Raw genomic sequence first — 20,881 nt, 5'->3', positions numbered from 1 at the left:
ACGATGGCGTCCCGCCCGCATTCCGGCCCAACCGGCCGTAACCCGCACAGCCGTAACTTGCACAGCCGTAACCCGCTACCGACGTGTCGTGCCCTGACACCCGCGTTCGCCACCTCGAGGGAGCAGTAACCGTGCCCGGACGACTTCGCGTGCTCCAGGTCACCCCTCGGTTCTTCCCCGACATGGGAGGGATCGAGACGCATGTCTACGAGACGGCCCGACGGCTGAACGCCATGCCCGGCCTGCGGGTGGACGTCCTGACCACCGATCGTGACGGCAGCCGGCCCCCCGTCGAGGTGGTCGAGGGGATTCGGGTGCGGCGGGTGCCCGCCTGGCCACGGGAGCGCGACTACTACGTCGCTCCACGTATCCGCGCGGCGGTCGGCGGTGGCTACTATGACCTCGTGCACTGCCAGGGGGCGCACACCGCCGTCCCGGTCATCGCCATGACCGCCGCGCTCGCGGCCGGCACGCCCTACCTGGTCAGCCCGCACACCGGCGGCCACTCGTCGGCCATCCGCCACCGGCTGCGGGGCGCCCAGTGGCGCGCTCTCGGCCCGCTGCTGCGCCGCGCCCGGCAGGTGGTATGCGTCGCGGAGTTCGAGAAGGAGATGTTCGCCCGGCTGGCACGGGTGGCCGTCGACCGGCTGCGGGTCGTCCCGAACGGCGTCGAGCCCGCCAGCACCACCACCGACATCCGGCCCGACGCCGACGCGCCGACCGTGGTCTCGGTAGGCCGGTTCGAGAAGTACAAGGGCCAGCACCACCTGATCGCCGCGCTGCCCACCCTGCTCGAGCGGGAACCGCGGGCCCGGCTGGTACTGGTGGGACGCGGTCCCTACGAGGACGAACTGCGGACCCAGGCCGCCCGGCTGGGCGTGGCCGACCAGGTCAGCTTCACCTTCGTCCCGCCGGCCGAACGCCAGGCCATGACCGACCTGCTGGCAGGCGCGCACGTGGTCGCCCTGCTCAGCGAGTACGAGGCCCACCCGGTCGCCGTGATGGAGGCGGTCGCGCTCGGACGTCCGGTCGTGGTCGCCCCCAGCACCGGTCTCGGCGAGCTGGCCGACCGCGGCCTGGCCGAACGGGTCGACGACCCGGCGGACCCGCGCACAGTCGCCGCGACCCTGCTCCGCCACCTGACCGCCCGGACCACCGCGGGAGCGGAGGTGACCGCGGAAGGGAACACCGGGAACACACCGGCCGGGGCCAGCGGCCATGGCACGCCGTCCACGCACCTGCCCACCTGGGACGACTGCGCCGGCGCGCTCGCAGACGCCTACCGGGCCCACGCATGACGCGCCACCGTCCGCCAGTGGACACGATCCGCCCGGGACCATCCACAGTAATGATCAGCACGGCGGACGGGACAGTCGCGCCAACACCGCCATGAACAGCGCTGACGGGAATCGCGCTGGCAGGAATGCTGACAGGAACATCGTCGGCGTCAACAGCGGCGCCACCGCCGGCCCGCCCGCGAACGACATCACCGCGAACGGCATCACCGTGGGCAGTACTGCCACGGCAGGCATCACGACCGACATCACGGCGACCGCGCCCGTGGCGAGGGCTGCCGAAAGCCCACCGCCGGAGGAGACCAGGCACGGTCACGCCGGTCTCGCGCAGCTGCTGGCGATCGCGATGTCCATGGTGGGGACGCAGATCGTGACATCCGTCCTCGGGGCGGTGTTCTGGTCCCTGGCCGCACGCACCTACGCCGTCCACGAGGTCGGGGTGGGGTCGGCGGCCATCGCGGCTATGACGGTCCTCGGTTCCGTCGGGATGCTCGGCCTGGGCACGCTGCTGATGGCCAAGCTCCCCACGGTCGAACGGGAGTCGGACCGCCTCCGGCTGATGCGGGCGTCCATCGCCGTTGTCGGGGTCACCTCCGGCCTGCTCGCGCTGGTGTGGACCGGGGTCACTCCGTTCCTGTCCGAGACGTTGCGCCCGGTCAGCTCGAGCGTGCTCGCCGCCGTGCTGTTCTGCGTCGGGGTCGTCCTGTTCGCGGTGACCTCCACCCTGGACTTCGCGCTGCTGTCGGCGGCGCGGGGGGCCGTGCAGTTCGTCCGCAACGTCGTCACGTCGGTGGTCAAGCTCGGGCTGATCCCGGTGTTCGTGGTCATCGGCTGGACGTCCGGGCTGGATCTCTACCTGTCCTGGGTGGCCGGCATGGCCCTGTCCCTGCCGGTCTGCTACCGCTACTTCCGCCGGCCCGCGCCGGAGGAACGGTCACCGGACGGCGCTGGCGCCGCGGCCACCCCCCGCCAGCGGTTCGCCGGGCTCCGACAGCTGCGGGAGATGCGTAAGGAAGCCGGTGGGCACCACCTGCTCAACCTGGCACTGCAGTTGCCGACCCTGCTGCTGCCCATTCTCGCCGCGCTCGCCGCGACCGCCGCGGACACCGCCTATTTCACGACCGCGCGCCTTGCCGCGACCTTTTTCTTCATCATTCCGTTCGCGCTGGCCATCGCCGTGTTCGCGCAGTCCGGGCAGAACGAGGAACAGGCACTGGCGAAGATCCGCTCGACCCTGCCGCTGGGACTCGTGGCGGCCGTCGCCACCTTCCTGATCGCGGCGCCCTGCGCCAGTCTTGTCATGACCATCTTCGGTGGCGCCTACACCAGCGGGGTGGCCGTCAGCGCGTTCCGGATCATGATGCTCGCCGGGGTACCCCTGGTGATCAAAGATCACTATGTCTCGCTGCGGCGGGTGCAGGGACGGCTGGGATCCGCCTTGCGAGTGGTCGGCGCCGGAACCGCCATGGAGATTGTTTTCGCCCTCGTCGGTGGCCATCTCGGCGGGGTGAACGGCCTGTGCTGGGGCTGGCTGCTGGCGGTGGTGCTGGAAGCCGTGATCACCCTGCCACCGCTGGCGGTGGTCTGGCGCGAGCCCAGGGCCACGATCGCGATGGCCAGCCCCCAGGCGAACACCACCACACCGCTCACCGGCGTGTACCAGCGAATGGCCGCCAGCTTCTACCCGCTCGAGCTGCTCCGTCCGATCGACGAACGAGACCTCGCCCGCTACATCGACAACACGGACAGCACCAGCGGTGAGGCTCGCCGTACGCACGAGCGGACCATCTCCATCTGGCACCGGCCCAGCCGGTTGGAGCGCCTGCCGGACGAGAGCACCGTGCGTCTGCGGCCGTCCACCAGGCGTGCCCTGGCCAACCGCCCGCCCCCCAGCACCGACCAGCATCGGCCGTCACGGCAGAACCAGCCCGAATGACGGGAACATCCTGATCGCAAACAGCTGTCCCGGGCGCTTTGGGCCGTGCCCCGGCTACGCCTTCGCAGCCGTGGACGCGGTAACCGGGGGTGTTGGTGCGCTGGGAGACACCGTGACGGACGTCAGCGATGCGGCGAGTGTCTCCGGGACGGGGTTTTCCCGCGGGGCGGGGCTCTCCCGCGGGGCAGTGGCCTCCTCCGGGGCTAGGTCGTGAACCCGGCGGGCGGGCGATCCAGCGTAAAGCCCGTAGGGCTTGCAGTCCCTGTTGACCAGCGAACCGGTGGCAATCACACAATGATGGCCAATGGTCACGCCAGACATCACGATCACCCTGCTGCCGAGCCAGCAGTCGTTCCCGATGGCAACCGGCTTGGCCACCACCTCGCTGCTGACCTCACCATTGACCACGTCATGCGTGGAGGTCAGAATCGTGACCTGGGTGATATCTTGACTCGTTCACCGATCCGTACCGGTGCCGAATTTTCGATGAAACACATCGAGCCCATCCCTGATCCGCAGGCAAAGCTCGCGCGATGACCGACGACGGAGCCCGGCAGGATGTTCATCGTCCTGGTCTGCACGCCACCGAGACGATAGAGCAGGAAGCGAAGCGGACGCGGGACGAGAAAAGACCCGCCTATACCATTGACGTTGGTTCCCCACACGAGCATCCAGAACTCGAGCCTGAGCTGCTCCCAGAGCTTTTCACGACGCACAGCCACCTCCTTCACGCGTACCAGTCGCGGCGCGGGTTCGCGGCACGGTCTCACCCCACCCACCGTCCAAACAATCGCTCCGATAGTAGCGATTCAATCACTCAAAGCAATGAACGCTGGTCGGATGTCATCACCGTGCCGGCTGACCGACCGGATACAGCGGGATACGGCGGGATACGATGTCAACGGCACCGGCGGCGCGGCGCGCGGCGCCATGTCCGTTTGCCGACCATGTCCGTTTGCCGGGCATGCTCGTTTGCCAACATGTTCGTTTGCCAGCATGCCCGTTTGTCTTCGGGACGAGTTGTCGGCGTCGGGATACCCGGCCCGCCGACGGACACCTGTATCCGTTGCCGACCGAACACATAACGGCACCAGCCATGTCGTTCTCCCGTCAAAACGGCACCGCCAGGTAGTTCGCGTCCCCCCGCTGAGCGGACGGCGGCGTTGCTGGCAGGACGGCGGACAACCACACCGGAGGTAAATCGGCGATGCCAGGCAGAACACGGTCCCAACGCGTGGCCGGACGTGACCGAATGTGGATCGGCGCCCATTCCGTCTTCGTCACCGGGCCACTGGACCTACCCGACGTCGACACGGTCCGCGCGACCATGCGGGAACTCGCCTGGATCGCTCCCGACCACCGGCTGTTCCGCCGGCCCGATCCTGGCTACCACCGGTGGCGCCCGGTGACGGGCCACGAACTCGACAGCCACTGTGAGCGGATGGTCACGGCACTCGATGACGACGTCGACGACGGCGGGCCGGAACGGTTACTGATACGGCAGTACGACGCACACGTCGACGACATCCCCTTTCGGATCGCGGTCGGCCGCGACTCGCTGGCGATGTCGTTGTCCCACCCGCTCGGGGACGCCCGGCTCGGCCTCGACACCGGCGCCGAGCTGCTGTTGGCCGCCGCGGAAGGCCGTCCGCCACTGAGCCTGCACCGGCCGTCCACCCGGCTTCCCCTGGCCCGCGCCCTGGGCGAGTACTACGGCCGGAAACCCGGGCGGGTACTCGCGACGCTGCGGACCCCGCGCCCGGCCGCGCCCGGCCCGGACGCCGGGACACAGCACCGGCCGTGGCAACCGAACTTCACCGTGGTTTCCGGGGTCCTCGCCAGGAGCACGCTCACCGACCTGCGTAAGTGGAAAGTCCGCAACGCGTCCGGGGTCACCCGGACGATGGTGGTTTTCGCCGCGGTCCGGGCAGCGGTGGAAGCGGCGGGCATGCGACCGGCGGCCGGCGGTTTCTACACCGTCGTCGACAACCGGAAATTCCTTCCGACCGGCCGCCGGCTCGACGGCAACTTCACGATTGGAATCTACGTCGAGCCGACGGACGCCCGTGATCCGGTGGCCGTGTCGGCCGCGCTGGAGTCCGCGACCGCGAACGGGCGTACGCTGGCCACGATGAGCCTGCTGACGGGCTTCGCCCAGGTCGGCCGCATCGCGGCTCTGAGCGATCGGGCGCCCTTCCCGGCACGTCCGTCCCTGGTCCTGAATCATCTCGGACGGCTGCGCGGATTCGAGAAACTACCGTGGCGGGGCGACACCTCGGATATCTACTACCTGTCGGCAACAACCCAGCGCCAGCCGGACTATGTCACCTTCCAGTTCGCCGAGCTGCACGGACACGTGTACGTCACCGTGGCTTTCCACGCGAGCATCTTCGACCAGGATGTCGTATGTCGTGCCGTGGACCTGCTCTGCGCGGATCCGGTCGCGCTGCTCGACGGCGCCCGGTGAAACGCCCGGCACCCGGCTCACGGCCGTAGGCCACTCGGGGGCGTACGGACGCGCATGAATGTCCGTGAAAAATTTCGGGCGTGCCCCGCGGATTCATCCGCGGGGCACGCCCGGAACAACCGACAGCCAACAACCGGCCGGATACGGCCTGGCTACTGGCCTGCTGGCCTGCTTACTGGACTACCGACTGACTGCTTACTGGCTACCGCTGGCCGCCCGCTCCCGGGCACGGATTTCCCGGCGGAGCTCGGGCGGCAGGGCGAACAACAGATGCTCCTCCGCCGACGTCACCTGCTGAACGTCGTCAAAACCACGTTCGGCAAGCCACGCGACAACCTCCGTCACCAGTTCCTCGGGAACGGACGCCCCGCTGGTCACGCCGATCGTCTCAACCCCTTCGAGCCAGGCTGGGTCGACCTGCTCGGCGTTGTCCACCAGATGGGCGGCGGGCACTCCGTGGTCGAGAGCGACCTCCACCAGGCGTACCGAGTTCGACGAGTTCGGCGACCCGACGACCAGGATGAGCTCGACCTGGCTGGCGATCTCCTTGACCGCCACCTGCCGGTTCTGGGTGGCGTAGCAGATGTCGGCGCTCGGCGGCCCCTGCAGCAGCGGGAACCGCTCGCGCAGCGCCCGCACGGTGACCTCGGTCTCGTCGACCGACAGGGTGGTCTGGGACAGATAGGCGACTTTGGACTCGTCCCGAACCCGGACAGCCTCCGCGTCCTCCGCGCCGTCGACGAGGTGGATGCGGTCGGGCGCCTGGCCCGTGGTACCGATAACCTCCTCGTGGCCCTCGTGGCCGATGAGGAGGATGTCGAAGTCCTCCTTGGCGAACCGGCGCGCCTCACCGTGGACCTTGGTCACCAGCGGGCACGTGGCATCGATCGTTCGCAGCTCCCGAGACCTCGCCTCCTCGTGGACGGTCGGTGCGACGCCGTGGGCGGAGAACACCACGGTCGCCCCGGTAGGAACCTCGTAGGTCTCTTCCACGAAGATCGCGCCTTTTGCCTCCAGCGTCTTGACGACGTGGGCATTGTGCACGATCTGCTTACGGACGTAGACGGGAGCGCCGTACAGCTCCAGTGCCTTCTCGACCGTCTGTACCGCTCGGTCGACACCAGCGCAGTACCCGCGCGGATTGGCCAGCAGGATCCGCCCCATGTCCCGGAGTCTACGCGGCCCGGCAGCGCCCGGAAGGCCAAACGACAACCGTCACATACCGATGTCCGGGCGGACAGCTCTCGTGCTTTGTGCATCGGCCCGAAGGCCCGCACGGCCGCGCTGGCTACGGTTATCCGATGGCGCTCACCTCCACCCCGGAGCAGCCGTTGCCCGTCCGGACGGTCGCCCGGGCAATCGGCGACTGGATCAACCGGCTCGGCCGGGTCTGGGTGGAGGGCCAGCTCACCGAGATCGTGCGACGGCCGGGCCTGGCCACCGTGTTCCTCACCCTGCGTGATCCGGTAGCCGACGTGTCGCTGCGGCTGACCTGCCCGCGGGCGGTCTGCGACGCGGTGGGGTCCGCGCTCACCGACGGCGCCCGGGTGGTGGTCCAGGGCAAACCGTCGTTCCATCCCGCGCGGGGGACGCTCGCGCTCGCCGTCACCGAGATCCGCCCGATCGGTACCGGGATCCTGCTCGCCCGACTCGAACAGCTGCGCGGCATGCTCGCGGCCGAGGGGCTGTTCGCGGCGTCCCGCAAGCGCCGGCCGCCCTTCCTGCCCCGGGCCGTCGGGCTGATCACCGGACGGGCCAGCGCCGCCGAACGGGATGTGGTCATGAACGCCCGCCGCCGCTGGCCCGCGGTGCGGATCGTCTCGCGTGAGGTCGCGGTGCAGGGACCGCTGGCTGTCGGGCAGATCATCGACGCGCTGCGCGAGCTCGACGGCGTCCCCGAGGTGGACGTCATCGTGATCGCCCGCGGCGGCGGGTCGCTGGAGGATCTGCTGCCGTTCTCCGACGAGGCGCTGGTGCGGGCCGTGGCCGCGGCCACCACCCCGGTGGTCTCCGCGATCGGCCACGAGCAGGACACGCCCCTGCTCGACTTCGTCGCGGACGTGCGGGCGTCCACTCCGACGGACGCGGCCAAGCGGGTCGTACCGGACGTGGCCGAACAGCTCGCGTTGGTGACGACGCTGCGTGGCCGGGCCCGGCGGTCCGTCGAGCAGCGCCTGGACCGGGAGGAACGGTGGCTGGCCGACCTGCGCGGCCGCCCGGCGCTGGCCGCGCCCGGGCGTGAGCTCGACCGTCACGACGAGTACGTGCGGGCGCTGCGCTCCCGTGGCCGGCGCTGCGTGCTCCACCAACTCGAACGGGCCGACCAGGAGCTGGCCCATGCGTTGGCCCAGTTGCACGCGCTGTCACCAGCGGCCACTCTGGACCGGGGATACGCGCTGGTACGCAGAGTCGCCGACGGCTCCATCGTGCGTGATCCCGCCCAGGCCACCCCTGGCGACGCGCTGACCGTACGGGTCGCCGGCGGCTCCTTCCCTGCGACGGTCGACTCCCCGCCAGCTGGCGCGCGGACACAGACCGGCACCACGACCTGACCCGAGAAGCCGCTTCGGCCCGGAAAGCCAGCATGATCCGGAACGCCGGCACGGGCCGGGAATCACGCGGGCCCGGGCCCCGAAAAGATGATCGAACCGCTTTCGGTCGACCAGGGCGGGGGGAATCAACGTCAGGCGGCGCCACCGCCGCGCATCCACCGGAGACATCGGGCCAGACCTCAGGCAAGACCTCAGGCAAGACCTCAGGAAAACTCGGTAAACCAACCGGGGACGACGCAATACATCCGGCCAGCTTCGAACAGTAGTCATTGGATTATTCCTGGGATCAGGGCACGATCCTTCACCTCCGTGGTGCTATGATTTCCAGCGGAAGATTCCAAACGTCCGTCAGCGAGTCAGAGACAGTACGATCATGCTTTTTCTGTGCTGCCGACGGCCCGCATCCCCAGGTCCCTGGGAGGAAAACATTGGCGCGACCAGTGCCGGCGCGCTCGTGTTCAGCCGGCGAAACAGTTTCCCACTGGCCCCTCCAGAGCTCTTCGATACCACGCTCCCGGCGCGATCACTATCGCGCCGGTGAATCAACGGAACAACGCGACGGAAGCAATCTCCGCTCATCGCGGCCCGGGACGGCCGGCCAGGAGAACAAAACCATCACCTGGGGCCGGGCATGACCGATGGTTTTCCCGTCCTGCCCGTGCTGATGTTCCACAGCATCGGCGACGGTGCCAGCGCGGCATTTCGCCGATGGCAGGTCCCGCCGGCGCTGTTCGCCGAACAGTTGGCCTGTCTCAGTGCGGCCGGCTACCAGCTGCTGGGCCTTTCCGAAGCGCTTTCCCGACCGGCCGGGAAACACATCGCGATCACCTTCGACGACGCTTTCGCGGATTTCTCCACCCACGCCGTCCCGGTGCTGCGGCAGGCGAACGCCGGGGCGACCCTCTACGCTCCCACCGCCTACGTGGGCGGCCGGGCGACGTGGCTGTCGGCGTACCCGGAGGGTGCGTCCCCCCTGCTCACCTGGTCCGACCTGCGGGACCTGCACGCCGCCGGCTACGAGATCGACTCGCACGGCCATCGGCACACCGACCTCGACCTGCTGGCCGGCCCCGAGCTGCGCCACGACGTCGAGACCAGCCGTCACCTGCTTGAGGACGAGCTCAGCTCTCCGGTCCAGAGTTTCTGCTATCCGTTCGGATATCACACACGCGCTGTCCGCGAGGCCGTGGCGGAGACCGGTTTCGCCTCCGCCTGCGAGGTGGGATACCGCATTCACCGCCGTGACACGTCCCCGTTCTCGATCAGCCGACTGATAGTCACCGGCTCGACGAGCCCGGAACAGACCCTCGCCCTGGTCCGCAGCGGCCAGCCCGGAGTTGTTCCGTATCTGCGACGTGGTACCCGGGCCCCGTGGCGCGTTTTTCGGGCCGTCCGGCGTGGCCTGCGCACGCGGCAGGAACCAGCCGCCCAGGAACAACCATGACCGGGTCACCCCGGCCCCGCCCCACCGGCCAGCCACACCAACTGGCCGGAAGACGGCGCGAGCCCGGTCCCGTTCATACCGCCCCAAGGCCCCGAACGTCCGTGGAGAAAACCGTGACCAGTGTCGGTATCGGTGTCGTGAGCAGTGTCAGTGTCGTGGTGTGCAGCCATCTCGTGGCACGATGGCCGCAACTTACAAGAGCTCTCGACTCGCTCTGGGACCAGAAGCTGCGCCCGGACCAGGTTGTCGTGGTCGTGGACGGCGACGACGAGCTGCTCGCCCGCCTGCGTGAGCGAGCCGGCCCCGAACTCGTCCTCAGCACCGGGGGGCGTACCGGGCTGTCCAACGCACGTAATGTCGGTATTGCCGCGGTCGACAGCGAATTCGTGGCATTCCTGGACGATGACGCGGTCGCCGATCCGTCCTGGTTGTCATCCCTTGTACAGGTCGCGGCCGCCGACCCCGACATCCTGGGAGTCGGCGGCTGGGTGACCCCCGACTGGGGTGGTGAGAAACCCGGCTGGTTCCCATCCGAGCTGCTCTGGACGGTCGGTTGCAGCCATCACGGATTACCCACCCAGCAGACGGCCGTGCGTAATGTCTTCGGTGGCTGCGCCCTGTTCCGGCGAAGCGTGTTCACCACCACCGGGGGTTTCGACACCCGCCTGGGCCGGCAGACCAAAGGAGCATCGGGCTGCGAGGAAACAGAGCTGTGCATCCGCGCCACCGCCCTGATCCCGGACGGCCGCTTCGTGCACGAACCGGCCGCGGTCATCCACCACCACGTGCCCGCCCAGCGGCAGCGTCCCTCGTACATCGTGCGCCGCTGTTGGGCGGAAGGCGCATCAAAGGCCACGCTCCGGCGTTTGTGCGCGGGCTACCGCGCACCAGCACGCGGCCCGCTCGGCCCTAAACGCGACTTCGTTCTCAAGGTGCTGCCACGCGGGGTACGCAACGGTGTCGGGGCCTCTCTCCGCGGACGCCCGGCGGGCCTCGCACGGGCCGGCATGATCGTTGTGGGAACCGGGACGACCATTCTGAGCTTTCTGCTCGCCGTGATCCGTACGGTCTTCTCGCCGGTGCGGGCGGCAGGCGGCGGCCCGGCTATCCCGGCCGCCAGTCCCGCGCCGCTGGGCACGCCGACCACCGGCACCGACACCGCCGAAGCCCCCGCTTCCGCAGATTCCCCGAGCAGCACGGACTCCCCAGCCGCCACAGGCGCTTCCAGCGCGGACGCCCTGCCCCCGGCCTCGGAAGCCGCTCCGTCCAACGTCCACACGCTCTCGGCCTGAGCCCGGCCTGAACGACCCGGACCGGTTGCCGCCGCTCCTTGCCGGACAGCGCGAGCCACGCCGAACGGATGGGTGGCGACACGGCCGCAACGGCCGCGCCACCTACCGGTAGCACCTGTATGCGCGGTGACGCTACCGACCGGCACCGAGTGCGCGGTGCTGGCGGACGGGGCATTCGCCTCGGGCCTCTATGCTGACCCGCGTGGGCTTCCGGGACGTAGGCGAGCGGCGACGGCTCCGGCGGCGGCGGCGATAGAGCTGGATGCGCTGGCGGACGCCCTCGCTCGGCTGCACGGGCATTTCGAGGTGGACGGCCATCGGCTCACCGGCGACCAGGACGGTGTCCGCGGGAAAGGAAGCATCATCCAGTCCCTGTTGAAGGGGCTGGACCTCACGGGTGCGAATTTCGGGCCGTTGAGCTGCGCCGACATCCGGTTCGAGGAGGCGGACCTCTCCAACTCCGCATGGAGCAGAATCTCCGTGCGGAGGGTCGAGTTCTCCGGATACCGGCTGGTCAGCTGATCGGTGCGGTTCGAGCGCGTCGAGGACGTCGCGTTTACGAACTGCCGACTTGACTACTGCTCGTGGACAGCGCAAAGGCTCTCGGCGTGATTTTTTGCGGGCTGCACCTTTCGGGAAGCCGAGTTCGACGGAAGGCTGGACAGGTTCGTCTTCCGCGACCGCAGACTGGACGGCGCACGTTTCGATGCGACATCGGCCGGTCAGTGCAATCTCCGGGAAGCGGATATCGCGGGTGTCAACGGCCTGCTCACACTGTACGGTACGCGGAGCTCTCCGCATCAGGCCGGTGAGGCCGGGATCATCCTGGCCGGCGAGGTAGGGATCTCGGTCGAGCAGGTCGACCTCTTCCGCAGGGCGGATCCCGCCTTGGGCCGCGACATCATGATGCCCTGGGCGCGGAACGCATAGTCGGCGAGGCGGTCCCGACCGGATCCGCTGGCCGTCACGATCGCCGAAGCGCCCCGCGGAAGCAGGCGCGCCACGCCCGAGCCGACCGGCTCCTGTCGTCCCCGCCCATGCCTCCCGCCCAGCGCACCGTTTCCGCAGTTCAGGGACAACTTCGGGGAAGATAAATGAGGATGCGGACGATAAAGTCCGTTCTATCCGCGTTCACGGAGTTCTAGCGCCCGGCTTCCGCAGTTCGTGGTAACGCGAGTCGCTGGATCTGTGCCTTGACCTGGGAAGACAGGCACGGCGGCACTGCCAGCCGGGCGGTACTCATGCGGGACGGCCGCGTCGTCGCCGACGGCCATCCCGACGACGTGGTGACCGGCGAACGCCTCAGCGACCTCTACGGGGTATCCGTCCACGTCACTGGGGTGACGCTGCCCGCCGGGCACGGCCGCCGGGAGGTGCGCGCCTGCGTCCCCATCCCCGCCGCGCCGGCCGGCCGGCCGGGGCCGGAACCCGGCGGTTGAGAACGTCGACCACGGGACGGCTCCGGCGGAGGACGGTGTCGGTGTCGGTGTCGGTGTCGGTGAACGCCACCACGGCACCGACGTCCACGCCGGCGGCCGCCGAGCCGGTGCCAGGCGGCCTACAGGCCGAGATAGCGGATCACAGCGCGTTCGACCTCGGCCAGTTCATGGTGATCCAGATAGTGGACGGGATCACCATGAACGTAGGCGACATCGAGGCTGCGGATCTGATCCACGAGAAACCTGGTCAACTGCCCGCCGATCTCCAGCGACGGCCGGAAGACGGCGGGCTGCGCGGTGGTGGAGGTGGGTATGACCGTGGCCACGTTCCACGGCATCGAGCTCGGGCTCAGTACCAGCCCGAGGCGCCGGCCGCGTTGTTCGTGACCACGCCTGGCGTCACCGAGATCCACCCGGTAGACCGCACCACGGATCACCAGACGTCGGCCTCGTCGCCGAGATCCTCGTCCGCGAGACGTTCCGCGTCACAGCGGGCACGCGACAGCCAGACCTCCCGTTCGAGCAGCCGCAACGCGCGACGGATCACGTCGCTGGTGCGCTCGTCCGGACGCATGGCAGCCTTGATGATCTGCTCGTCTTCCTCGGTGGGCCGAAAGCCGATGGTGGTTGCCATGTCTCAAGGCTACCGAGTCCGTCAAACATTCGTTGCACATTCGTAAAGCAGCCCGCAGGAAGATCAGGAAGCGGGAACGCGGGTCAAGAAGCAGCTTGGACGCGGTCGGCGGCTGCGGCGATCTCGGCGCGGAGGGCGTCCTTGAGCGGGGCGGGGGCGAACGAGTGCTCCACCGCGGCCGCGGCCAGGCCGACCACCTGGTCGCGGCGCAGCCCCAGGCTGCGCAACGCGTGCAGGTACTCGTCACGCAACGTGGTACCGAACATGGGTGGATCATCGCTGTTGAGGCTGACCGGCAGCGCCAGCTCGATCAGCGTGGGCAACGGGTGGTCCGGATAGTCCGCGACGACCCCGGTGCGCAGGTTCGACGTCGGGCACACCTCCAACGGGATGTGATGCGCCCGCAGATGCTCGACGAGGGCCGGATCGTCGAGGGCCCGGATGCCGTGGCCGATGCGCTCGGCGTGCAGATACTCGAGGGCGTCCCAGATGGTGCGCGCCCCGGTGGTCTCGCCGGCGTGGGGGACGCGGTGCAGCCCGGCGTCACGCGCGACGGTGAACGCCTCGGCGAACTGAGGGCGGGGCACATCGACCTCCGGCCCGCCGAGACCGAGCGCGATCACGGACTCCCGGCGGTTCAGCGCGAACTCGACGGTGCCCTCGGACGCGGGGCGTAGGTTCATGTTCGGCAGGCCGGGAATATCGGTCACCCACCGCACCTGGATGCCGGTTTCCCGCTCGGCGTCCAGGCGGCCCCGCTCGATGCCGCCGAAAAGCTCGTCGGCGTCGATGCCGCGTTGGATGTGCAGGAACGGCGTAAAGGTGATCTCGGCGTACCGGACTCCCTGGCCGGCGAGCCCCAGCGCGGTCTCCCTGGCGAGGACGGCGAAGTCGTCGGCGTCCCGCAGCACCCGGACGGCGGCCAGATAGACCTCGATGAAGTGGTCGAAGTCGCGGAATTCGTAGAACTTCGTCAGGCCCTCGATATCGGTGGGAAGATCGTCCACCCCGTGGCGGCGCGCAAGGGCGAGCAGGGTCCGCGGACGCATGGATCCCTCAAGATGGACGTGCAGCTCCACCTTGGGCAGCGCGTCGACGAACTCCTCGTCGCTCAGCCCGTCCGCCACCTCCTGACGGCCGGCATCGCTCACGCTCATCAGACATCACCCGCGCGGACGTCACCAGTTCGCATGTCGGGAGACGATCGCTCCAGGCCACCCGTCCCGTCAAGCAGGGCTGACGCCACCCACCGGCGCGATATCCACTGGAACTCCGCCGGAACGCCTACCGGGCCAGGCGACGCCGTCCGGCACAATACCGTCCCGTACCGTTCCGTAACCGGTCCGAGCCTGCTCCGAGCCTGCTCCGAGCCTGTCCCAGGCCTGCTCCAAGCAGGGCCGGCCGAACCATGAGGAGGCTGAAGGTGCCGGGGTCGAGCGACACGCCAGAGCAGCAGCCGTCACCGGTGGGGCAGCAGCCGCTGACGTACGAAAGGGCCCGCTCGGAGCTGGAGGACGTCGTCCGCCGGCTGGAGGCCGGTGGCATCACCCTGGAGGAGTCGCTGTCGCTGTGGGAACGCGGCGAAGAACTCGCGAAGGTGTGCCAGGCGTTCCTGGAGGGAGCCCGCGCCCGCCTCGACAGCGCTGTCGACGCCGCCGGTACCGGCCCGGCGGATCCGGGCGTCCGCTGACGCACGGCCCGCTGGCGCGCGGCCTACGGCGCGGCGTGCGGGCGCAGCGACGCCGCGAGCACCCCCAGGTCGGCGGCGGACGCCCCGCCCTTGCCACCGCCGTCGGAGACGATCAGCACGACATCACCGACCTGGCGGGTCAGCGCCAGATGGCCGGCATCGTCCCGTCTTTCCTGCCAGGACGCTCCGGCGAACTCGACAGTCCCCGTCACGGGCCGGTCCCCCAGGACGCGTTTGACCGCGTCCCGGGCGTTGCTCTCGTTGAGCTGCGCGTACGTCCTGTCATCCGGGCGGTCGACGACGTACCCGATCGTCAGCTCGACCGTTCCCGGCGCGGTGTCCGACAGCCCCGAGGTGCGGACCGAGGTGGGCTTCCAGTGGTCGGGCAGACCCGTCGGCGCCAGGACGTCGAAGGGCGCCAACCGCGCGAACGCGGCCACCGGGGCGGCCGTGTCCACCGTGCGCACCGGGTCGCCGCCGCCTCTGGGCATGAACAGCGCGACCAGCAGCACCCCGGCCATCACCACCCCGAGGGACAGCGCCATGTCTCGGATCGTTTCCTGACCGCGTCGTCGTGCCATCGTTCCATCCTGCCGTCCCGGGGATGCGGCCCGACGGGGCAGTCGGCCCGCTCGGTCCCTTTTCGTCCGTGGCGATCCCGCATCGGTCATCGCCGGACGGTGGTCTCCGCGCCGGATCCCGTGCCCGGTCGGCCGCCCGTCATGGCGCCGGATCGCGGTGGATCGCGCCGGATCGCGCTGTCGGCGTCCCGGGGGCACACCCGCGACGACCACACACCGCATTCAGGAAACATCATCGATAAAATAATTATCGGGCGCCTGTTGAAGCACGGCCCGGACGTAAGCCAACTAACAGCGCGTCTGCCGGCCAGGTCGAATGCCTGGCGCCAACCGTCGGTAAACAATAGATGGGCGTCCGGCACGCCCCCTCCGCGTGCCGGACGCCCATGTGTGAGGTTGGACGTATGTCCGCTGGTCAAGGTTGCACCAAGTAGGACGATCGAGATGTCACACACCTGACATTGGCGTTCCGCGGACTGCCGTCCCAAAAGCGGTGCGATCGTATTTCCACGCCCGGCCGTCCTGCCAGCCGCGGGTACCGGCGGGTATCCACCCGGGTGCCGCGGCTGGCACCCCGCGCGGGACCGGCGGCCTGGGCCCACGCGACCGCACCGGGCCGTGACCGGGTGACATCCGCCCCGCGGCCGGCGGGGCGAAGGGCTGCCGGTGACCCGCCGGCTATCGGTGGGCGGATTCACTGATGTGCAACTAGTCTCACTTCCGTGGCAGTCGAAAGCGCGAACCTTCCTGATCCTCTCGTCGTCCAGGGGCAGGCACCCGACCGCAACCTCGCCCTCGAGCTCGTCAGAGTGACCGAGGCGGGGGCACTCGCGGCCGCCCGATGGGTCGGGCGCGGTGACAAGAACGGCGCCGACCAGGCCGCCGTGGACGCCATGCGACGGCTCGTCGGCACGGTGTCGATGCGGGGCGTCGTCGTCATCGGCGAGGGCGAGAAGGACGAGGCCCCCATGCTCTTCAACGGCGAGGAGGTCGGCTCGGGCGAAGGCCCCGAGTGCGACGTCGCCGTCGACCCGGTGGACGGCACCACGCTCACCGCCAAGGGCATGAACAACGCGATCTCCGTGATGGCGGTGTCCGAGCGCGGGTCCATGTACGACGCGAGCGCGTGCTTCTACATGGAGAAGCTCGTCACCGGCCCCGAGGCCGCCGGCGTGGTGGACATCACGGCGCCGGTCGAGGACAACGTCCGGGCCGTCGCCAAAGCCAAGGGCGTGCATCCGCGGGACGTGACCGTCGTCGTCCTGGAACGCCCGCGCCACGTCCAGCTGATCGAGCAGATCCGCGCGGCCGGCGCCCGGGTGAAGCTCATCTCCGACGGAGACGTCGCCGGCGCGGTCATGGCTGCCTCCGCCGACACCGGCGTCGACCTGCTGCTCGGCATCGGCGGCACACCCGAAGGGATCATCAGCGCGTGCGCGGTGACCTGTATCGGCGGTGTCATCCAGGGACGGCTGTGGCCGCGGGACGACACCGAACGCACCAAACTCGTCGACGCCGGCCACGACCTCAGGCGCGTACTGACCACCCGCGAGCTCGTGGACAGCGACAACGTCTTCTTCGTCGCCACCGGTATCACCGACGGTGAGCTGCTGGCCGGTGTTCGGTACCGGCCGGGCGGCGCCAACACGTCGTCGCTGGTGATGCGCTCCCGCAGCGGGACGATCCGGCGGGTGGACAGCCAGCATCAACTGACCAAACTGCAGGCGTATTCGACGGTGCCGTTCTGAAGGTACCGTTCCGAACCATGTCGACGACATCGGCGCCGGTGCGGACCACGGCCGTCACCCCGCGCCGGGTCGCCCCACGCTGGGCTGCCCTACACCGGGCCGCACTACACCGGGTCACCGCGGCTGTCGCCCGCCTGGACCGGCCCGGTCCCCACGGCCGGGCGTCCGAAACCACCACGCTGCGCGCCGCGGCCGGCCGTTTCGTGACCCATCCGCGTCCACCGGTGCTGTTGGGTGTGGCCGCGAGCCTGGCGGCCGTGCGGCTCGCCCGCGGACGCTTCAGCCGGACGGACGCGGTGGTCGCGGTGTCCATGGCCGCCGCGCAGCCGTTCGTCGAGTGGGGGGTGCACCGCGGGATTCTGCACGCCCGGCCGGGCAGCCGGGCCGGCGCGGTCTGCTACCGGATCGCCGGCTGGGGGCACGAGCAGCACCACCGCGACCCGACGAACATGGACACGATGTTCATCCGGCCGCAGGAGGTGCTCGACGCCGGCGCGGCCGCGCTGGCCGTCGCCCTGGTTGGCCCTCCCCCCGCCGCCACCGCGGCCCTGTGCACGGGTCTGGGGCTGCTTGCCTACGACTGGACGCACTTCCTCATCCACACCGGCTACCGTCCGCGCGGCAGGATGTACCGCAGGATCTGGCGTAACCACCGGTTGCACCACTTCCGCAACGAACGCTACTGGCTGGGTGTGACGTCCAACATCGGCGACGTGCTGCTGGGTACCAACCCGCCGCGGGACGCGGTCCCGGTCTCGCCGACCGCGGCCTACGCCCACCTCCCCGCCCAGTGATCTTCGGTGATGCCAGTCCGCCGCCCCGCTCACGCCCTGTGGACTTACTCACGCTCGGTACCGGCCGGTTGGCCCGAGAAACGGACGCTCCACCCGCCGGTCAACTGGCCGCGGCCGCCCGCCAGCGAGTGGGATCTTCCCTGATCCGGTCATCCGCCGCGGGTGGCCGCCAGGTGGGCCCGCGCTCCGGTGGTTGACCAACCGCCAGTCGCCGGATTCCGTTCCAACGCGGTCCGGCCACCGGCGGATCATTTCCCGACAGTTCTGTCCGCTCTGTCCGCGCCCGCGCCGCGGGCCATGGATATGTCACCGCCATGTCGTCGAGGTTCGGCCCGCGTCACGGAAACATCGGAAACATCGTGCCCGGCCGTGCCGTAACCGCCGAAAAACCGCGGTGGGCCGTTTACCGGCAGGTCTGACACCGTACTGGCGAACAGGACGTCAGGATGACGGTCAGGATGACGGTGGACATTCCGCGCCCAGGGTGTCCAGGCCGATGCCGATGTCGACGCGGGTGTCGACGCGGGTGTCGTCGATGACGCTGTCGGTGCCGTCAACGACCGGATCCCCCAGGCAGGCGGGAGAGCTCCTGGCCGGGCGGGGCGACGGCCGGCCGCCACCAGTGGTGCCCAACCGTGCCGGCCCCGTGGCCAGCGGGGATGGCGGAGGCAGCCTGGCCGGCGGAGACACCGCGGCCGGCGGAGCCGTTCGGGCTCGTGGGGACCCTGCCGGACCGTCCGCGCCCGCCCGCAGCCCGGCGAGGGCCATTCGCCGGGCGAGCGGCGCCGAACCGTCGGAAGGGCCGGCCGACGAGGTGGCCGGCGTGTGCCCCACCGGTGGCCGGCCCGGGCCGGCCGCGCCCGACACCCGCGGAAAAACGCTCGGGGAACCGTCCGGTACCGGCAGCGCGGCAGATCCGCAGGAACTGACGGCGCACACGGTGGCCAGAGCCACTGAACACACCAGTGGAAAACGCGGACCGAAACGCACGACCGCCGCCATCTCAGATATCCGTGCGGCCGACCACAGTCGTTACCGCGTAACTATTCATTCCTCCCGTCGGTGACACTAGCACCGACACCGTCGAACGCGGCAAATGCCGGGCCGCGTCCGACGGACAGCTTCCGGACAGCTTCCGGACAGCTTCCGGACAATGCAACCCGTATGAATCGGTTAATAATTTCTTCGCACCCGGCCGGCGGCGACGGCGTGTTCCACGCCGAATACCGGCGTCGGTCGCGGTGGCGACGACCGCCGGCCGGGTCACCGGGAACCCGGAAGCCCCCGCCGGAGGGTACGTACCGCCCACCACCGGACGCCCGTCGCACGTTGCGCCTAACCTCCTGGACGGTAGATAGATGTCGAGCAGGTGACGACCGGCGGGAGCGGGAGCATATGAGCGAGCAGGACTACCGCATCGAGCACGACTCCATGGGTGAGGTGCGCGTGCCGGCCACGGCCAGGTGGCGGGCACAGACCCAGCGTGCGGTCGAGAACTTCCCCGTGTCGGGCCAGCGGATCTCCCGGGCCCACATCGCCGCCCTGGCACGGATCAAGGCCGCGGCGGCAACCGTCAACGCCAAACTCGGCGTCCTCGACGCGGAGATCGCCACCGCGATCTCCGAAGCCGCCCAGGAGGTCGCCGAGGGCGCCTGGGACGACCACTTCCCGATCGACGTGTTCCAGACCGGCAGCGGGACGTCGTCCAACATGAACACCAACGAGGTGCTGGCCACCCTCGCCACCGAGCGGCTGGGCCGGCCGGTGCACCCGAACGACCACGTCAACGCGTCCCAGTCGTCCAACGACGTGTTCCCGTCGTCGATCCACGTCGCGGCGACGCAGGCGATCGTCCGGGACCTGATCCCCGCCCTCGAACACCTGGCCGCCGCCCTCGGGCGCAAGAGCGTCGAGTTCCGGGAGGTCGTGAAGTCGGGGCGCACCCACCTGATGGACGCCACGCCGGTGACCCTCGGTCAGGAGTTCGGCGGCTACGCGGCGGCGGTCAGCTACGGGGTGGAGCGGCTGCGGGCGGCCCTGCCCCGCATCGGTGAGCTCCCGTTGGGCGGGACCGCCGTCGGCACCGGTATCAACACCCCGCCCGGCTTCGCCGCCGCCGTCATCGAGCAGTTGGTGGCGGCCACCGGCCTGCCGCTGTCCGAGGCCCGCGACCACTTCGAGGCGCAGGCGTCCCGGGACGGCCTGGTCGAGGCCTCCGGGGTGCTGCGGGTGATCGCGCTGTCGCTGTACAAGATTGCCAACGACCTGCGCTGGGCGTCGTCGGGCCCGCGCGCCGGGCTCGGGGAGATCCACCTGCCCGACCTGCAGCCAGGATCGTCGATCATGCCGGGCAAGGTCAACCCGGTGATCCCCGAAGCCGTCTGCCAGGTCGTCGCGCAGGTGGTCGGCAACGACGCGGCCGTGGCCTTCGGCGGCTCCGCGGGCAACTTCGAGCTGAACGTAATGCTGCCGGTGATCGCCCGCAACCTGCTGGAGTCGATCCACATCCTGTCCACCATCAGCCGGCTGTTCGCCGACCGCTGCGTGGACGGCATCGTCGCGGACGTCGAGCGCTGCCGGCGGTTCGCGGAGTCCTCGCCGTCCATCGTGACGCCGCTGAACCGCTACATCGGCTACGAGGAGGCTGCCAAGGTCGCCAAGCAGTCCCTGGCCGAGGAGAAGACGATCCGCGAGGTCGTCCTCGAGCGCGGCTACGTGGCTGCCGGCGTGCTCACCGAGGAGCAGCTGGACGCCGCGCTGGACGTCCTGTCGATGACCCACCCATAGACCGTGCCCGGCCCGGCCGGCAGTGTGATCATGCTCTTTCACGCTGCCGGCAGCCCGGATCCGCGGGGCACCGACGGGCCGAAGAAAGTATGATCATCGCTGCCGCGCGTCGCCGGGCCGCGATCACCGGGCAGTCCGGCGGTGTGGCCGCGGCCGCTGCCCGCCACCTGCGCCGAACAGACGGCGGGGAGCCGTGGAAGACCCCCCAGCAAGCCCCCACGA

General features: G+C 69.7%; 20 protein-coding genes. 12 read left to right on the top strand and 8 right to left on the bottom strand.

Features of this window, described 5'->3' with window-relative positions; all coding sequences use genetic code 11:
• Positions 1–131 precede the first annotated feature (131 nt).
• Complete coding sequence (locus tag CM1CMNOD_RS03620) at positions 132–1,298, top strand: glycosyltransferase family 4 protein (protein WP_013872309.1); 1,167 nt, start codon at positions 132–134, stop codon at positions 1,296–1,298.
• 91 nt (positions 1,299–1,389) lie between these two features.
• Positions 1,390–3,231 (top strand): lipopolysaccharide biosynthesis protein, encoded by a 1,842-nt coding sequence (locus tag CM1CMNOD_RS03615; RefSeq protein ID WP_013872308.1) that lies wholly within the window; start codon positions 1,390–1,392, stop codon positions 3,229–3,231.
• A gap of 54 nt (positions 3,232–3,285) precedes the next feature.
• Here the strand turns inward: CM1CMNOD_RS03615 and CM1CMNOD_RS24300 are convergent, their stop codons facing one another.
• Both CM1CMNOD_RS24300 and CM1CMNOD_RS03605 read right to left on the bottom strand, forming a co-directional pair.
• Positions 3,286–3,609, bottom strand: a complete 324-nt coding sequence (locus tag CM1CMNOD_RS24300; RefSeq protein ID WP_431307070.1) for an acyltransferase — start codon at positions 3,607–3,609, stop codon at positions 3,286–3,288.
• 44 nt (positions 3,610–3,653) lie between these two features.
• Entirely contained in the window at positions 3,654–3,947 is a 294-nt protein-coding gene (locus CM1CMNOD_RS03605; RefSeq protein ID WP_131772137.1) for a hypothetical protein, read from the bottom strand.
• Between the two features lie 518 nt (positions 3,948–4,465).
• On the opposite strand from CM1CMNOD_RS03605, the gene CM1CMNOD_RS03600 reads away from it, so the two are divergent.
• On the top strand, positions 4,466–5,698 hold the full coding sequence (locus tag CM1CMNOD_RS03600) for a hypothetical protein (RefSeq protein WP_131772136.1): 1,233 nt from the start codon (positions 4,466–4,468) through the stop codon (positions 5,696–5,698).
• 195 nt (positions 5,699–5,893) lie between these two features.
• On the opposite strand, the gene CM1CMNOD_RS03595 is transcribed toward CM1CMNOD_RS03600, so the two are convergent.
• Positions 5,894–6,862 (bottom strand): 4-hydroxy-3-methylbut-2-enyl diphosphate reductase, encoded by a 969-nt coding sequence (locus CM1CMNOD_RS03595; RefSeq protein ID WP_013872306.1) that lies wholly within the window; start codon positions 6,860–6,862, stop codon positions 5,894–5,896.
• 137 nt (positions 6,863–6,999) lie between these two features.
• Here CM1CMNOD_RS03595 and xseA point away from each other — a divergent pair, with 137 nt between their 5' ends.
• The 5 genes from xseA (at position 7,000) to CM1CMNOD_RS03570 (ending at position 12,425) form a co-directional block, all read left to right on the top strand.
• Positions 7,000–8,250, top strand: coding sequence for an exodeoxyribonuclease VII large subunit (xseA, locus tag CM1CMNOD_RS03590; protein WP_013872305.1), 1,251 nt, complete (start codon positions 7,000–7,002; stop codon positions 8,248–8,250).
• 631 nt (positions 8,251–8,881) lie between these two features.
• Positions 8,882–9,694 (top strand): polysaccharide deacetylase family protein, encoded by an 813-nt coding sequence (locus CM1CMNOD_RS03585; protein WP_013872304.1) that lies wholly within the window; start codon positions 8,882–8,884, stop codon positions 9,692–9,694.
• Positions 9,695–9,807: 113 nt separating this feature from the next.
• A complete protein-coding gene (locus CM1CMNOD_RS03580) occupies positions 9,808–10,986 on the top strand; it encodes a glycosyltransferase family 2 protein (protein ID WP_237702977.1) in 1,179 nt (392 codons plus the stop codon).
• 126 nt (positions 10,987–11,112) lie between these two features.
• Entirely contained in the window at positions 11,113–11,508 is a 396-nt protein-coding gene (locus CM1CMNOD_RS03575; protein ID WP_013872302.1) for a hypothetical protein, read from the top strand.
• 671 nt (positions 11,509–12,179) lie between these two features.
• Positions 12,180–12,425, top strand: coding sequence for a hypothetical protein (locus CM1CMNOD_RS03570; protein ID WP_193353090.1), 246 nt, complete (start codon positions 12,180–12,182; stop codon positions 12,423–12,425).
• Between the two features lie 119 nt (positions 12,426–12,544).
• Here CM1CMNOD_RS03570 and CM1CMNOD_RS03565 read toward each other — a convergent pair whose 3' ends face one another.
• The 3 genes from CM1CMNOD_RS03565 to add all read right to left on the bottom strand — a co-directional run bounded on the left by CM1CMNOD_RS03565 (position 12,545) and on the right by add (position 14,216).
• Positions 12,545–12,862, bottom strand: coding sequence for a type II toxin-antitoxin system PemK/MazF family toxin (locus CM1CMNOD_RS03565; protein WP_013872301.1), 318 nt, complete (start codon positions 12,860–12,862; stop codon positions 12,545–12,547).
• Positions 12,859–13,059: a hypothetical protein gene (locus CM1CMNOD_RS03560; protein ID WP_013872300.1), complete on the bottom strand. Its 201-nt coding sequence runs from the start codon at positions 13,057–13,059 to the stop codon at positions 12,859–12,861. Before CM1CMNOD_RS03560 ends, CM1CMNOD_RS03565 begins: the two co-directional genes overlap by 4 nt.
• Positions 13,060–13,142: 83 nt before the next feature.
• Positions 13,143–14,216 (bottom strand): adenosine deaminase, encoded by a 1,074-nt coding sequence (add, locus tag CM1CMNOD_RS03555; protein WP_013872299.1) that lies wholly within the window; start codon positions 14,214–14,216, stop codon positions 13,143–13,145.
• Positions 14,217–14,482: 266 nt separating this feature from the next.
• On the opposite strand from add, the gene CM1CMNOD_RS03550 reads away from it, so the two are divergent.
• Positions 14,483–14,749: an exodeoxyribonuclease VII small subunit gene (locus tag CM1CMNOD_RS03550; protein ID WP_013872298.1), complete on the top strand. Its 267-nt coding sequence runs from the start codon at positions 14,483–14,485 to the stop codon at positions 14,747–14,749.
• Between the two features lie 23 nt (positions 14,750–14,772).
• On the opposite strand, the gene CM1CMNOD_RS03545 is transcribed toward CM1CMNOD_RS03550, so the two are convergent.
• Positions 14,773–15,330 (bottom strand): DUF4245 domain-containing protein, encoded by a 558-nt coding sequence (locus CM1CMNOD_RS03545; protein WP_013872297.1) that lies wholly within the window; start codon positions 15,328–15,330, stop codon positions 14,773–14,775.
• 722 nt (positions 15,331–16,052) lie between these two features.
• On the opposite strand from CM1CMNOD_RS03545, the gene glpX reads away from it, so the two are divergent.
• Together glpX and CM1CMNOD_RS03535 are read left to right on the top strand one after the other, a co-directional pair.
• Positions 16,053–17,078, top strand: coding sequence for a class II fructose-bisphosphatase (glpX, locus tag CM1CMNOD_RS03540; RefSeq protein ID WP_013872295.1), 1,026 nt, complete (start codon positions 16,053–16,055; stop codon positions 17,076–17,078).
• A gap of 17 nt (positions 17,079–17,095) precedes the next feature.
• The gene (locus CM1CMNOD_RS03535) at positions 17,096–17,872 is read left to right on the top strand and encodes a sterol desaturase family protein (protein WP_013872294.1); all 777 of its coding nucleotides are present in this window, start codon (positions 17,096–17,098) and stop codon (positions 17,870–17,872) included.
• A 453-nt stretch (positions 17,873–18,325) separates the two neighbouring features.
• Here the strand turns inward: CM1CMNOD_RS03535 and CM1CMNOD_RS03530 are convergent, their stop codons facing one another.
• Entirely contained in the window at positions 18,326–18,505 is a 180-nt protein-coding gene (locus tag CM1CMNOD_RS03530) for a hypothetical protein (protein ID WP_131773832.1), read from the bottom strand.
• Positions 18,506–19,267: 762 nt separating this feature from the next.
• Between CM1CMNOD_RS03530 and CM1CMNOD_RS03525 the strand changes: the two genes are divergently transcribed.
• Positions 19,268–20,659: a class II fumarate hydratase gene (locus tag CM1CMNOD_RS03525; RefSeq protein ID WP_013872292.1), complete on the top strand. Its 1,392-nt coding sequence runs from the start codon at positions 19,268–19,270 to the stop codon at positions 20,657–20,659.
• The last annotated feature ends 222 nt before the right edge of the window (positions 20,660–20,881 follow it).

Origin of the sequence: Protofrankia symbiont of Coriaria myrtifolia (genome assembly GCF_900634755.1) — a bacterium.
GTDB lineage: Bacteria > Actinomycetota > Actinomycetes > Frankiales > Frankiaceae > Protofrankia > Protofrankia coriariae.
This window is presented reverse-complemented; position numbering and strand designations above follow the sequence as displayed.

Bases quoted from the DNA above. Each gene is read 5' to 3' on its own strand.
- CM1CMNOD_RS03525 (WP_013872292.1), top strand. From the start codon at position 19,268: ATGAGCGAGCAGGACTACCGCATCGAGCACGACTCCATGGGTGAGGTG.
- CM1CMNOD_RS03595 (WP_013872306.1), bottom strand. From the start codon at position 6,862: ATGGGGCGGATCCTGCTGGCCAATCCGCGCGGGTACTGCGCTGGTGTC.
- CM1CMNOD_RS03535 (WP_013872294.1), top strand. From the start codon at position 17,096: ATGTCGACGACATCGGCGCCGGTGCGGACCACGGCCGTCACCCCGCGC.
- CM1CMNOD_RS03615 (WP_013872308.1), top strand. From the start codon at position 1,390: ATGAACAGCGCTGACGGGAATCGCGCTGGCAGGAATGCTGACAGGAAC.
- add (WP_013872299.1), bottom strand. From the start codon at position 14,216: ATGAGCGTGAGCGATGCCGGCCGTCAGGAGGTGGCGGACGGGCTGAGC.
- CM1CMNOD_RS03545 (WP_013872297.1), bottom strand. From the start codon at position 15,330: ATGGCACGACGACGCGGTCAGGAAACGATCCGAGACATGGCGCTGTCC.
- CM1CMNOD_RS03560 (WP_013872300.1), bottom strand. From the start codon at position 13,059: ATGGCAACCACCATCGGCTTTCGGCCCACCGAGGAAGACGAGCAGATC.
- CM1CMNOD_RS03585 (WP_013872304.1), top strand. From the start codon at position 8,882: ATGACCGATGGTTTTCCCGTCCTGCCCGTGCTGATGTTCCACAGCATC.
- xseA (WP_013872305.1), top strand. From the start codon at position 7,000: ATGGCGCTCACCTCCACCCCGGAGCAGCCGTTGCCCGTCCGGACGGTC.